Origin of the sequence: Ruegeria sp. HKCCD7559 (assembly GCF_013110575.1) — a bacterium.
Classification (GTDB): Bacteria; Pseudomonadota; Alphaproteobacteria; order Rhodobacterales; family Rhodobacteraceae; genus Ruegeria.
Genome location: NZ_WVQU01000002.1, coordinates 401,456 through 414,683, shown reverse-complemented (window position 1 = coordinate 414,683; position 13,228 = coordinate 401,456). Strand labels below are relative to the sequence as shown.

Below are 13,228 nucleotides of genomic sequence, written 5' to 3'. Positions count from 1 at the left end.
GTAGCCCTCCCACGGGAGGATCAGTTGCTGATCAGACCGGCTTCTTTCGCGGCAGTGATGTAATCTGCCTCGATATCCGCCAGCGTCGTCTGAGCATCCTTGGCGCCGGTCAGGTAGTCGGCCAGACCGTTGCCCAGGGCGGTGTGCATGATGCCCATCGGACCAGATGCCGGGTACGCCTTTGCGCCCGCTTCAGCCGAAGCGGCTGCTCCTGCCGCCAAAGCACCCGCTGAATAGGCAGGGCTCAGCCAAACAGCGACGTCGTTGTTTGCGCTGACCATTTCGCCGTCCATGCCCTCAAGCGCGACGCGGAATGCGGCGTCGGCCTCTTCGTCGCTCATGTTCGAAGCGAGAACGATGCCATCCCACCAGATGGTGGTTGCCGGCGCTGCCGAACCCATAGGAGCGGCTGCCATGGTGACTTTGCCTACGACCTGGCTTTCGGCCTCATCATTCATCGCGGCGGCACGGCTGGCCCAAAGGTTTGCCATGGCGATCTTGCCCTGCTGGAATTGTTGCTGAACGTATGTCGAGTCGGAAACCAGATATTCCGGATCCATGTAATCGGTCATGGCTTTCAGTGTTTCCAGCGCAGCGACGCCCTGCTCGTTGTTGATCGTTGGAACGTTGCCGTCGCCAAAGAACGAGCCGCCTTCGCCAAGGTACATGTTGACGAATTCCTGGCCGAGGTTCCAACCGGTCTTGAACGTTCCCCCGATCGGATAATCCATGACACCGGCTTCTTTGATCTTGGCAGCTGCGGCCAGGACGTCATCATAGGTTTTTGGTTCTTCGATGCCCAGTTCAGCCAGAACATCATCGCGATACATCAGGTGCTGCGCATTCACCATCATCGCAATGGCCATGGTCTTGCCATCAACCTTGATCAACTGGTTGGGCAGCAGGTCCTGGCCGTATTTTTCGACCAGATCATCCAGCGGACGGATCGTGCCTGCGTTCAGCAACGGCACCAGGGTCGCGTTTGAAACACCGCCGATCTGATAAAGCGCGGGATCCGCAGCAAATGCTTCGGGCTGCTTTTCGCGGAATTCCTGATCCAGCGATGCGCTGAAATTGCCGCATTCTGCCATCGCATCGGTGACCGCCTTCCAGGCTTCAAAACCGGCGGACAGCGATTTTAGCGGCACTTCGTTTTCAAAGGCGCAATCTGCCCACGCGCCGGTGGCGGCGATGGACATGGCACCGGCCATGAGGATCGTCTTGAGTTTCATAGGTTTCTCCCTGTCAGGATCGGTCCGTCGTCGACGTCCGGACCGGTGTTATGCCCTTGCGGGCCGTTTGTGGGGTTAGCCCCCGATCCGCGCACCGCTTCCAGCTTCGAAGAGGTGACAGATTTCCGTCGGCACCGAGAACGAGACCATTTCGCCAATCTCGGCGCGGAATGCTTTGTCTGCTTTCACCGACACCAGAGCTCCGCCGACCCGAACCGAGATCATGGTCGCGTCGCCCAGTAGTTCCAGCGTATAGATCGGAGCGGTGATCTGACCTTTGCCATCGGCAAGGCTGGCATCTTCGGCCCTGAAACCCAGTGTCATTGGGCCATCCGGTGCATCCACCGCAATTTCGACATGTTCGGCGCGGAATATTCCGCTCGCCACGTCGCCGTCCATCAAATTCATGGCAGGTGAACCGATGAAACTGGCGACAAAAGTATTCGCGGGACGGTCATAAATTTCGGTCGGGCTTCCGACCTGCTGAACCACGCCCTGTTTCATCACGACAACGCGGTCGGCAAGGGTCATGGCCTCGATCTGGTCGTGTGTGACGTAAATGGTGGTGACGGCCAGCTCATGGCTTAGGTTCTTGATCTGGGCCCGGGTGGAAACCCGCAGCTTGGCGTCAAGATTGGACAACGGCTCGTCCATCAGGAACACGTTGGGTTCGCGCACGATGGCACGTGCCAGTGCCACACGCTGTCTCTGACCACCCGACAACTCGGCTGGCTTGCGATGCAGGAAATCGTCCAGTTCCACCATGGCGCTGGCGCGGCGCACCTTTTCGTCGTGCGTCGCCGGGTCGATACCACGCACTTTCAGCGGAAAGCGGATGTTCTCGTAAACGTTCATGTTGGGATACAGAGCGTAGCTCTGGAACACCATCGCCACGTCGCGGTCCTTGGGTTCCAGATCATTGACCACTTTGCCGTCGACAAGGATTTCGCCTTCCGTCACGTCTTCGAGGCCGGCGATCATGCGCATGGTGGTTGTCTTGCCGCAGCCTGATGGGCCGAGCAGCACCAGAAACTCACGATCTGCAATCGTCAGGTCAAAATTGTGAACCCCAACGAATGAGCCCCATCGCTTGCCGACGTTCCGCAATTGAATTTCCGCCATGGTGCCCCCTGCAAGGAATCGTTTTGCATACGTTTGCAAAACTGTAATTCGCATGTATCAAATCAGGCAAGACTTTTTTGCATACGTATGCAAAAATAGCGTAGAAGTCCGACTCAACCTGGCTTCGCGCCGCTCGCAAAACTTTGACTACAATGGTAAATACCGTGAACTTTCAGACAGAAAAAAAACTGGTCTATGCGTTTCACACCGCATTGGACTCCGCCGCAGTGACGGAAACTCCGAAGGTGATGAGCCAATTCTGCGCTTCGGATTCGAGGTGGCGCGGCTTTCACCCGTTCAACGAAATCAACGGCGTCGAACAGGTTGCCCGGCAATTCTGGCAGCCGCTGAAGGGCAGCCTTGCGCATTTGCAGAACCGAGTGGATATTCTGTTTGCGGGGCAAAACGCGTTGCGGAAAGAAACCGACGTTTGGGTTGTTGCCATGGGTCATCTTATGGGGCTGTTCGACCGACCGTGGTTGGGTATTCGCCCGACCGGCAAGATGGCGTTCCTGCGATATTGCGCGTTCTACAAGGTGGCCGGTGACAGAATTGTCGAAACGGCGATGTATTTCGACATCCCGCACCTGATGGTTCAGGCTGGCCAGAATCCGTTCCCCCCGCAGACTGCGGCACATCTGGTGCAGCCCGGACCAAGGTCTCATGATGGATTGCTGCATGATGAGCAGCCCGCACACGAAGGCGAAAAAACGCTGGCGGTCATCAACGCGATGATCGCGGATCTGGGCCGTTGGGACAGCGGGCTGTCGCTGGAAGAAGAATTGGCGCGCACGTGGCACCAGGACATGATCTGGTGGGGCCCCGAAGGAATTGGCGCGACCTACACGATCGAACGGTATGCCAGGCAACACTCCGGACCGTTTCGCGCTGCCTTCACGGACCGGTCAAAGACCAATCATGTCTGCCGTCTGGCCGAGGGGCATTACGGTGGCTTCTTTGGATGGCCCAACTTTACTGCCACGCCCACAGGGGGTTTCATGGGGATGCCAGCCACCGGAAAACCCGGCGAATTCAGGGTGATCGATATCTATCGCCGCGTCGAAGACAAGCTGGCCGAAAACTGGATCTTCATCGACTTGCTGCATTTCTGGAAAGGACAGGGTGTGGATATTCTGGCGCGCACCACCGGGATTGAAGCATCATGAGGATAGATGCGCATCACCACCTGTGGGACCTTTCGGCCGTGCACTACCCCTGGCTTACAGAGAAAGGTATCGTTCGGTTTTTCGGCGATCCGTCTTCCATCCAGCGGGACTATTTGCTCCCGGAGTTTCGCGCGGACGCCGAAGCCATGGGGTTCGGCGCTTCGGTTCACATTCAGGTCGGCGCCGCTGACCCCTGGGCCGAGGCGCGGTGGGTACACTCCGTTGCCGACCAGTTCCCTGACTGGCCGTTGGTGCAGGTGGCATTCTGCGATCTGACCTCGGATGATCTGGATGCACAGCTCGACCGTCTTCAAACCCTGCCTTCGGTTCGCGGCGTTCGTCAGATTATTGGCCGCGCTCCGGGTGAAGACGCCTCAACTGGCACGAACGCGTTACTTGAAGACCCAAAGTTCTTGGCTGGTCTGAAGCAACTGGGCGCGCGTGGTCTTTCCTTTGATCTTCAGCTGCTGCCAGAGCTGATGGGGCAAGCAGCGAATGTCCTTGCACAGGCGCCGGAGACCCGGATCGCTCTTTGCCACGCAGGTTCGCCATACGACCGGACCCCGCAAGGGTTGCGACGGTGGGCAGATGAATTGACGGCCTTGTCAAACCTGCCACATGTCTTTTGCAAACTCTCCGGCCTGGGAATGTTCGACCACGATTGGAATGCTGAAAGCGTCTCGCCGATCGTTTCAACCTGCCTGTCCCAATTTGGTGCCGATCGCTGCATGTTCGGATCGAATTTCCCGGTCGACAGCCTTACCTCGACCTACAAGGAAACCGTTTCCCGGCATGCGTCGCTCATCCCGGGGTCGATGCTGGACGACGTCTTTCGCGGCACGTCAGAACGTTTCTATCGCATTGAATAGCGCCGGACACGACAAACCGGACTACCTGCACCGGTTTTCTGAAACGGCTTGGCAACCTCGGCGCGCCGGCTCTGAGGCTGACCGGTGGGCCCACAGGTTCATGTCACCTGTTTCCTTTGATCAACCATTCCCATCGAACACAGAATCGGGCTGTTTCCTTGGCGAGACTGAAATGTCGACTTGTCCGACAGCCCGGACCAATTGGTCAGAATCAGGCTTTGCGCGACGGCACCGCCCAGCGTGGTGCCAGGACCCGTAACAATGAAAAGATCCGGTGCGAACTCATGCGCGGCCTGTGCGATGGCATGGGTGAAATCATAAGTTTCGGTCACTTGATGGCCCAGAGTGTAATCCCAAAGTGCATTCGGGTCGCAAGCTCCGGGCCACCATATCCGGCCACGCCCGTCGATCAGGGGCAGGTCCGGTTGTCGAAACAGGCCAGCGCTCAGTTTCGTGCGGCCCTGCGCCGAGACCGGAGCCTGAAGATGCGAATGGAACCCGGCATGGTTGGCCAATCGCATGGGAAAACGTTCCTGAACCACCGGTACTGCCTTTTCGAACGCGGCCAAACCGGCGTCGTCGCCTGCAAGCACCAACATGCCACCCAGATCAATCGACAGGGTCAACGTTGCATCGGTTCGGTCAATGTCATCCACCAAGGCAAGCAGCTCTGCCTTGCGGGTCTGGTCAGGATGCCAGTCGGAATCCATGAAAGGATAGATCAGTTGTCCACCGATCATGTTTTCCTGCATCAGAGTGCCCATGGTGTTGACCACCTCGAACCCTCCTTCGGCGGACAGCGCACCGCCGCAGGCCAGCGCCGAATACCAGCCCATCGAATTTCCCGTCACCGCAACCACTTCGATTTTGTCAGGATTGATGGCGCGGAAATCACCCAAAGTCGCTGCATAGATCAAAGCAGATGCATTGTCGCCGCGGGTGTGCTTGGCAATGGAATATCGGGCCGCACCGTCCAGTTCGCTGAGCGTTTCTTGCCCCTGCGCGCGCCGCATGTCATCAAAGCGTCGCAACACGGCCTTGTCGCTGAATTGCCGGCCCAGGACACCCAGTTCGGGTTTGTTGTAAGTACCGCGGCCAGGGCAGATGACGACGGCAGTCTGTTTGGCGGAACTCATGTGCCGGCCTCCATCAAGGATCGCGCGGCGGCTTCGATACTGTCCTTCGATGGCATGGTCGCAGCATAGGCCGGGCCCGTGGCGATAAAGCTGTCTTCTGCGGTGATACGGGCCAGCGGCACATCGCATGTTTCATGAAAATGCGCCATCAGAGCTTCGGCCACGCCGCCATGGTGGCGGGTTTCGTCGACGATCAGGATGCGTTTGGCCCCGGTCACGGCCTGTGTCAGTGCCGCTTTGGGCAAAGGGGACAACCAGCGCATATCGATGATCCGTGTCTTGATCCCGTCGGCCTGCAAGGCCGTGCGCGCCTGATGGCTGAGATAGACGCCATTTCCAAAGGTGACGATGGCCAGATCGTCGCCGTCACCGTCCACGCCCACCTCGCCGAAGCCGATCTTTTCAGAAGGGTCGGGATAGGTTTGCATCCAGCCGCCGTCTCCGGCCTTGTGCAGGTCCCGCATCGGGTAGAGGGCGATGGGTTCGAGGAAAACGACCAGCCGCTGTTCTTCACGCGCGAGGCGCACGCATTCACGCAGCATCCGCGCGGCGTCGGCACCGTTCGACGGGCAGGCCAGGATTAGGCCCGGAATGTCGCGCAATACAGCAACCGAGTTGTCATTGTGGAAGTGTCCGCCAAACCCTTTTTGATACCCCAGTCCGGCAATGCGCACGACCATCGGGTTGGTGTATTGACCGTTCGAAAAAAAGGGCAGGGTGGCGGCCTCACCTCGCAGCTGGTCCTCGGCATTGTGAAGATAGGCCAGAAACTGGATTTCCGGCATTGGCGTGAACCCGTTCTGGGCCATGCCGATCGCCAGGCCAAGGATCGACTGTTCGTCCAGCAACGTGTCGATCATCCGGTCAGGGCCAAACCGTGTTTGCAGCTTTTGGGTCACGCCGTAAACGCCGCCCTTGCGCCCGACATCTTCGCCCATCATGACGATCTCGCCATGTTCCAGCATCAGATCGGTCAGTGCCCAGTTGATCAATCGCGACATGATCTGCGGTTCGGAATGGGCCTTGAGATCGCCGTCGAAAATCTCGGCCCGACGCTCGGGTGTTGGGCCATTGGTCGGCGCGCAGGGGCGTGTCGGCGGGATCAGGCTGGCCATCACCTCTGTTGCGTTTTGCAGGCGAGGGCGTGTGATGGCCTGATCGGCCACGCGGGCGACCCGGGCGCAGGTATCATTGTAGACGCTCAGCGCCTGTTCCGGGCTCATCGCGCCGCACTGATCCAACAGGCGCACGGAATGCAGCAGCGGGTCGTTGGCTTCTTCGGCCTCAACCTCGGCTTTTGGCATATAGGTGGTTGGCATATCGGCCCCGGCGTGACCGTACAGGCGAACAGTCCGAACATGTAGGAAAGCAGGTTTCCTGCGGCTGCGCACATAGTCGGCCGCCTGTTGCGCAACGCGATAGGTGTCGAACAGATCCAACCCGTCGCACGAGAAATACTTCAGGCCCGGACGGTTGGCGAAAGTGGCCGCGATCCAGCCTTTCGGCGTTTTGGTCGAGATACCGATCCCGTTGTCTTCGCAGCAGAACAGAAGGGGCAGAGGCACAGATTGAAAGGACGTCCACTGCGCCGTGTTGAACGCGCCCTGTGCGGTGGAATGGTTGGCCGAGGCATCCCCGAACGAGCAATAGACGATGGCATCCTCGGGCATGTCTGCATGTTCAGGGCGATGACGCCGTGCAGCGGCGACGGCATATGCCGCGCCGACCGCCTTCGGCAGATGGCTGGCGATGGTCGAGGTCTGCGGCGGAATGCACAGCGCTTTCGATCCCAGAACCTTGTGACGCCCGCCACTGATCGGGTCCTCGGAAGACGAGGCAAAGGACAGCAGAATATCCCATGTCGGGCTTTGGCCCGGCACCTGATCCGCGCGGGCAATCTGAAAGGCCGCATCGCGGTAGTGCAGAAACGCCGGATCGGTCGGGCGCAGGGCCGCGGCAACGGCCGCCATGCCCTCATGCCCGGATGACCCGATCGTATAGAACCCCTGACCCGCCTTCTGCATCGCGCGGCTTTGCCGGTCCAGCGCCCGGCTCAGGCATTGCGCCCTGTAAAGTGCGACGGCTTCATGACCGCTCAGCGGTCCGGCCGGTGCGGGCCCTTCGGGAAAGTCCCGCGCCGCAACACGGCGCAGGAAATTGTCATGCACGATTGCGGCGCGATCCATGTCAGATGTCCTTAGGCGAAGGCTTGCAGGCCTGTCTGCGCACGGCCCAGGATCAGGGCATGCACATCATGGGTGCCTTCATAGGTGTTGACGGTTTCAAGGTTCACCATGTGCCGGATCACGTGGAAGTCCTGACTGATCCCGTTGCCACCATGCATGTCGCGGGCATGGCGGGCGATCTCAAGCGCCTTGCCGCAATTGTTCCGTTTGATCAGGCTGACCATCTCGGGCGCGGCGCGGGCTTCGTCCATCAGGCGACCCACGCGCAGCGCGGCTTGCAGGCCCAGCGTGATTTCGGTCTGCATGTTGGCAAGCTTCAGCTGGAACAGTTGTGTCTGCGCCAGCGGACGACCAAACTGTTTGCGGTCCAGCCCATATTGCCGGGCCGCGTGCCAGCACGCCTCGGCGGCGCCCATCGATCCCCAGGCAATGCCGTAACGCGCACGGTTCAGACAGCCGAACGGGCCTTTCAAACCTTCGACATTGGGCAGCAGGGCGTCCTCGCCGACCTCGACATTGTTCATCACGATCTCACCGGTGATCGAGGCGCGCAGAGACAGCTTGCCTTCGATCTTGGGGGCCGACAGTCCAGCCGTTCCCTTGTCCAGGACAAAGCCCTTGATCTTGCCGCCATGCGCTTCGGATTTGGCCCAAACGACGAACACATCGGCGATCGGGGCGTTCGAGATCCACATTTTCGACCCGTTCAGCACATAGCCGCCCTCGGTTTTCTTCGCGACAGTCTTCATCGAGCCGGGGTCCGAACCGGCATCGGGTTCCGTCAGCCCGAAGCAGCCGATAAATTCGCCGGTTGCCAGTTTGGGCAGGTATTTCTGGCGCTGCTCTTCGGTGCCGTATGCGTAGATCGGATACATCACCAGGCTGGACTGCACCGACATCATCGAACGATAGCCGCTGTCCACACGCTCGACCTCGCGCGCGACCAGACCATAGGTCACATAGCTGGACCCAATACCGCCGTATTCCTCGGGAATGGTTGTTCCCAGCAAACCCATCTCACCCATCTCGCGAAAGATGGCCGGGTCGGTTTCTTCATTGGCAAACGCGGCAGTTACCCGAGACAGCAGTTTGTCCTGCGCGTAGGCATGTGCGGCATCACGAACCATGCGTTCGTCTTCGGCCAGCTGGTCTTCCAGCAGGAACGGATCGTCCCAGGTGAAGGGGCCAAGGTGCGGGGCGGATTGAGGTTTCATGCAAGTTTCCTTTCCACAGCGGTTTTGAGACGCGCAAGGCCCGCTGCAATTGTATCTTCAGCATAAGCGAACGACAGGCGAAGATGGCCCGGCATCCCAAAGGCACGGCCGGGCACCAGGGCAACGCCGGCATCTTCCAGCAACCACGTGCAGAATTCCGCGTCACTGTCAAATGGCCCGCCTTGTTCTTTCAGCAGGCCAGTGCAGGACGGAAAGGCATAAAACGCCCCGTCCGGGGTGGAACAGTGCAGCCCGAGTACCGCGTTCAACCCGTGGACGACCAGATCGCGGCGCGCGGCAAAGAGGGCGCGACGCTCCTCCAGCAACTCGGGGTCGCAAGTGATCGCGGCCAGCGACGCCCATTGCGAGATCGAGCATGCCCCCGATGTGACCTGACCCTGAACAGCGACCATGGCGCTTATCAGATCGGACGGCCCGATCCCCCAGCCGATGCGCCATCCGGTCATCGACCAAGCCTTGGCCACACCGTTGACGATCAGCATGCGGTTGGTCAATGCCGGGGCGGCCTCGGCCGCGGACGTGAAAGGTGCAAAGCTGAGATGGCGATAAATCTCATCGGCCAGAACCCAGACCTGCGGGTGGCGCTCCAGCACTTCTGCCAGCCCCGCAAGTTCTGCCTTAGCGTAAATCGCGCCCGACGGGTTCGAGGGTGAATTCAGCATCAGCCAGCGCGTGCGCGGTGTGATGGCGGCCTGCAATTGTTCAGGCAGCAGTTTGAAGCCCTGTTCCATCGGGCAGGGCAGAACAACCGGCACCCCACCTGCCATCCGGACAATATCGGAATAGCTGGTCCAATAGGGGGCGGGCATGATGACCTCGTCGCCGGGGTTCAGGCTGGCCAGCATCGCATTTGCGATCACCTGTTTCGCGCCTGTTGATACGATGACCTGGGTCATCTCGGCACCTGCTTGTCGGGCAATTTCCGCGCGTAGTTCAGGCACACCGGCAGTGGGCGGGTACTTGGTTTTGCCCTCCAGTGCCGCTGAATGCGCAGCTTCGACCACACGGGGCGGCGTCGGCAGGTCCGGTTCGCCGGTTGACAGCGCCAGAATATTACGCCCTTGGGCGCGCAGGCGGGCGGCGGCCTCTGAGATCTGGACGATTTCCGACAATTCGATACCGTTCAACCGGTCAGCGCGCTGGAACACCATGAACCTTCCTCTGCAATCAAGTTCGGTTTTAGCCACAAAGTTACTTGAGAAAAATACGCCAATGAGTATCTTTTCAGTGACTAAAACTCATGAGTTCCATGCCCCGGATCAACTCACTGCCATCTCTGGCCCTAATGCGCAGTTTCGAAGCCGCCGCGCGCCATGAAAGCTATACCATGGCGGCCGAAGAGCTTGGCGTGACGCAAAGCGCGATCAGCCGTCAGGTCCGAGAGCTTGAGGCCGCGATTGGCGTTACGTTGTTTCGGCGGGTTGGACGCGCAGTGCGCCTTTCCAATGCGGGGCGGGCCTTGCGGGACGAGCTGGCAGGTGATCTTGAACGTCTCAGCGGCACGATCAACCGTGCGATTGCAGCCGGAGACGGTGCGTCGCTTTTGACCCTGGCCGTCCTGCCCACCTTTGCGACACGGTGGCTGGTGCCGCGCCTGCCGGATTTCAAAACGCGCCATCCCGGAATCGAACTGGATCTGCACTCTTACACGACGCCTTTCAGCCTTGAAGAACGACGTATGGATCTGGCCATCCATTTCGGGCAGGAGGATTGGCCGGGCGCGCAATTGCGCAGGTTGTTCCCCGAGCATCTGGTGGTCACGGCAGCACCTGCGCTGCTGAGACGTCACAGGCTGGACACCCGTGCGCAAACCTTTGAACTGCCGCTTTTGCATCTGACCTCGCGCCCCGAGCTGTGGTCTACCTATCACTCTCAACTCGGGCTGGATCCGGGGGCGGTTTTTCCGGGGATGCGGTTTGACCAGTTCTCGATGCTGATCGAGGCCGCCGTCGTCGGTTTGGGTGCCGCCATTCTGCCCTCGTATTTGATTGAAGAAGAGCTGGCGTCCGGCGTTCTGACCGAAATCGGCCAGATCGCCAACACGTCGAACAGCGCCTATTATATCGCAACGCCAACAGGTCAGAAGAACGACGCCGTTCAAGTTTTTGCAAACTGGATCAGCAAGCAGACGCGGGCACGCGCGTAACTGGCAAAAACACAAGATCGAACTCACTGCCCGCAGGCACATCTCAAGCGAAAATCTGTTTGAGCCAGGTTTCAAACATCTGTTTGGCAGCAGAGTTCGCGTTTGATCTCTGACCATCGACAAGGAAATGGCTCTGTTCGATTGGAATGGCGTCCCCGACTATCGCGATGGACCTTCCGGCCTTGATTGCGGTTCTGGCAAAGCGCTCAAGGATTACCGCGTATCCTCCACCTTCCGCCACGATGTCCACGGCGGCAATTGTCGTGTCCACGGTGAAGCAAGACGCCGCAGGAGAATACTCTGTGCCGAAAGCGGAAAAATACCGGTGCCACATGTCCTGAAATCCCAAAATCTGTATCTGGGGTTTGACCAGCAGTTGTTCCGTCGAAGGCCATTTCCGATCTCGTGATCCGGCTGCAACCGGAACGATACGTTCGTCCGAGATCTTGCTGAACGGCCCGTCGTTCCATTCCCCGTTTCCCAAACGCAGCTCGACATCGACGTTTTCCCTGCCTGCGGATTCTGCCCAGATATTTGAAACCAACCTGATCGATACACCCGGGTGTGCGCGTGAAAACTCAGGCAATCTGCCGGCAAGGAACAAGCTGGCCGTGGAAATCGGCACACGCACGACCAGCTCATGCTTGTGGCTGGAGCCAAACAGGCTTGCGGTTGACAGGTCGATATCGCCCAAGGCGCGCCGAACTGAAAACGCATACGCCTGCCCGACCTCTGTCAGGCTGAGGTTGCGCGCGGCACGAAAGAACAAAGGGCAGCCCAGCTGTGCTTCCAATGAGCGGACGTGCAGGCTCAAGGCCGTCTGGGTGATGCCAAGCTCTTCTGCCGCAGCAGTAAAGCTCATATGCCGTGCGGCACAGTCAAAAGACCGCAGCCAGACCAGATTGGGCGTTTTTGACATTTCCAGCACCAAAAAATTTTATGGATACCGGCGATATTTATTCGTTTTACACGCTGCATTCAACGCCCGTAGATTTCATCAGGGAAAAACAGCGCTGGTCCTCTGATTGGCCACCGGAAAGGGAACGCAGGTATGAAAGTTGGATTTATCGGCCTTGGAAATGTCGGCGGGAAACTCAGCGGCAGTTTGCTGCGCAATGGCGTTGATCTGACCGTACATGATCTGAACTCTGACCTGGTGTCAGGTTTCGTCGACCGCGGGGCAAAGGCCGCCGAGAATCCGGCACAACTGATGCGGGATTGTGATGCGGTGATCACCTGCCTGCCTTCTCCGGCGGCTTCGGACGCTGTGATGCAGGACATGCTGCCCGAAGTGACCGAGGGCAAAATCTGGATGGAGATGTCCACCACGGATGAAGCTGAGGTCAAGCGTCTAGGTGCGATGGTGAAGGAACGCGGTGGCGCTGCCGTCGATTGTCCGGTCTCGGGCGGGTGTCATCGGGCGGATACCGGCAACATTTCGATTTTTGCCGGATGTGATCGCGCCACGTTCGAACGTATTCTGCCCTTTCTGACCACGATGGGGCGTCGCATCCTTCATACCGGTGAACTGGGATCTGCTTCGGTACTGAAAGTACTGACCAACTATCTGGCCACTGCAAACCTGATCACCTGTTCAGAGGCGCTTGTGGTCGCCAAGGCCGCCGGAATGGATTTGAATACGGCGTATGAGGCAATGAAGATCAGTTCGGGAACATCCTTCGTGCATGAAACCGAAAGTCAGGTCATCCTAAACGGATCTCGTGATATCTCGTTCACGATGGACCTGGTGTTGAAGGATATCGGCCTGTTTCAGGAGGTGGCGGATCGCGCCGGGGTGCCGCTGGAGATCAATCCGCTGATGATCGAGATTTTCAAGGACGGGATCGAGAAATACGGCCCTCGTGAGTTTTCCCCCAACATCATCCGCCGGCTCGAAGACAAAACCGGGCTGGATATCCGCGCGCCGGGGTTCCCATCGGAAATGCTGGACGATGAACCCGAAGAGCCCGGTTACGAAGTGATCCCGCAAGGATCTGACCTGAAGGCCGCCGAATAGGGCGGTGCGCGGCGGGCAGGAAACGGATCTACAGCATGGCGGATCATCATTCCTGCGCGGTTGCATTCGCCGACAAGGGCGGATCCTGCATCATGCCTGAAGCAAATCGGCTGAAACGT

General features: G+C 59.0%; 11 protein-coding genes. 4 read left to right on the top strand and 7 right to left on the bottom strand.

The window, feature by feature from the left end; all coding sequences use genetic code 11:
* Positions 1–20: 20 nt before the first annotated feature.
* Both GS605_RS10105 and GS605_RS10100 read right to left on the bottom strand, forming a co-directional pair.
* Complete coding sequence (locus GS605_RS10105; RefSeq protein WP_171637111.1) at positions 21–1,232, bottom strand: ABC transporter substrate-binding protein; 1,212 nt, start codon at positions 1,230–1,232, stop codon at positions 21–23.
* A gap of 75 nt (positions 1,233–1,307) precedes the next feature.
* The gene (locus tag GS605_RS10100) at positions 1,308–2,354 is read right to left on the bottom strand and encodes an ABC transporter ATP-binding protein (protein ID WP_171723890.1); all 1,047 of its coding nucleotides are present in this window, start codon (positions 2,352–2,354) and stop codon (positions 1,308–1,310) included.
* Between the two features lie 164 nt (positions 2,355–2,518).
* On the opposite strand from GS605_RS10100, the gene GS605_RS10095 reads away from it, so the two are divergent.
* A complete protein-coding gene (locus GS605_RS10095; RefSeq protein WP_348539546.1) occupies positions 2,519–3,520 on the top strand; it encodes a nuclear transport factor 2 family protein in 1,002 nt (333 codons plus the stop codon).
* Positions 3,517–4,389 (top strand): amidohydrolase, encoded by an 873-nt coding sequence (locus tag GS605_RS10090; protein ID WP_171723888.1) that lies wholly within the window; start codon positions 3,517–3,519, stop codon positions 4,387–4,389. Before GS605_RS10095 ends, GS605_RS10090 begins: the two co-directional genes overlap by 4 nt.
* A 98-nt stretch (positions 4,390–4,487) precedes the next feature.
* Here the strand turns inward: GS605_RS10090 and GS605_RS10085 are convergent, their stop codons facing one another.
* Genes GS605_RS10085 through GS605_RS10070 form a run of 4 tightly spaced genes read right to left on the bottom strand, consistent with a single transcriptional unit; the run spans position 4,488 to position 10,097 of the window.
* Entirely contained in the window at positions 4,488–5,525 is a 1,038-nt protein-coding gene (locus GS605_RS10085) for an ACP S-malonyltransferase (RefSeq protein ID WP_171723887.1), read from the bottom strand.
* Complete coding sequence (locus GS605_RS10080) at positions 5,522–7,711, bottom strand: thiamine pyrophosphate-dependent enzyme (protein WP_171723886.1); 2,190 nt, start codon at positions 7,709–7,711, stop codon at positions 5,522–5,524. Before GS605_RS10080 ends, GS605_RS10085 begins: the two co-directional genes overlap by 4 nt.
* Positions 7,712–7,722: 11 nt before the next feature.
* A complete protein-coding gene (locus tag GS605_RS10075) occupies positions 7,723–8,925 on the bottom strand; it encodes an acyl-CoA dehydrogenase (RefSeq protein ID WP_171170247.1) in 1,203 nt (400 codons plus the stop codon).
* Positions 8,922–10,097, bottom strand: a complete 1,176-nt coding sequence (locus GS605_RS10070) for a pyridoxal phosphate-dependent aminotransferase (protein WP_171723885.1) — start codon at positions 10,095–10,097, stop codon at positions 8,922–8,924. Before GS605_RS10070 ends, GS605_RS10075 begins: the two co-directional genes overlap by 4 nt.
* An 89-nt stretch (positions 10,098–10,186) precedes the next feature.
* Here GS605_RS10070 and GS605_RS10065 point away from each other — a divergent pair, with 89 nt between their 5' ends.
* Complete coding sequence (locus GS605_RS10065) at positions 10,187–11,092, top strand: LysR family transcriptional regulator (protein ID WP_245218210.1); 906 nt, start codon at positions 10,187–10,189, stop codon at positions 11,090–11,092.
* Between the two features lie 43 nt (positions 11,093–11,135).
* Here the strand turns inward: GS605_RS10065 and GS605_RS10060 are convergent, their stop codons facing one another.
* Positions 11,136–12,011: a LysR family transcriptional regulator gene (locus GS605_RS10060; protein WP_171723884.1), complete on the bottom strand. Its 876-nt coding sequence runs from the start codon at positions 12,009–12,011 to the stop codon at positions 11,136–11,138.
* A 132-nt stretch (positions 12,012–12,143) separates the two neighbouring features.
* On the opposite strand from GS605_RS10060, the gene GS605_RS10055 reads away from it, so the two are divergent.
* On the top strand, positions 12,144–13,109 hold the full coding sequence (locus GS605_RS10055) for an NAD(P)-dependent oxidoreductase (protein WP_171637095.1): 966 nt from the start codon (positions 12,144–12,146) through the stop codon (positions 13,107–13,109).
* The last annotated feature ends 119 nt before the right edge of the window (positions 13,110–13,228 follow it).

Bases quoted from the DNA above. Each gene is read 5' to 3' on its own strand.
- GS605_RS10075 (WP_171170247.1), bottom strand. From the start codon at position 8,925: ATGAAACCTCAATCCGCCCCGCACCTTGGCCCCTTCACCTGGGACGAT.
- GS605_RS10085 (WP_171723887.1), bottom strand. From the start codon at position 5,525: ATGAGTTCCGCCAAACAGACTGCCGTCGTCATCTGCCCTGGCCGCGGT.
- GS605_RS10070 (WP_171723885.1), bottom strand. From the start codon at position 10,097: ATGGTGTTCCAGCGCGCTGACCGGTTGAACGGTATCGAATTGTCGGAA.
- GS605_RS10090 (WP_171723888.1), top strand. From the start codon at position 3,517: ATGAGGATAGATGCGCATCACCACCTGTGGGACCTTTCGGCCGTGCAC.
- GS605_RS10065 (WP_245218210.1), top strand. From the start codon at position 10,187: ATGAGTTCCATGCCCCGGATCAACTCACTGCCATCTCTGGCCCTAATG.
- GS605_RS10055 (WP_171637095.1), top strand. From the start codon at position 12,144: ATGAAAGTTGGATTTATCGGCCTTGGAAATGTCGGCGGGAAACTCAGC.
- GS605_RS10100 (WP_171723890.1), bottom strand. From the start codon at position 2,354: ATGGCGGAAATTCAATTGCGGAACGTCGGCAAGCGATGGGGCTCATTC.
- GS605_RS10060 (WP_171723884.1), bottom strand. From the start codon at position 12,011: ATGTCAAAAACGCCCAATCTGGTCTGGCTGCGGTCTTTTGACTGTGCC.
- GS605_RS10080 (WP_171723886.1), bottom strand. From the start codon at position 7,711: ATGGATCGCGCCGCAATCGTGCATGACAATTTCCTGCGCCGTGTTGCG.
- GS605_RS10105 (WP_171637111.1), bottom strand. From the start codon at position 1,232: ATGAAACTCAAGACGATCCTCATGGCCGGTGCCATGTCCATCGCCGCC.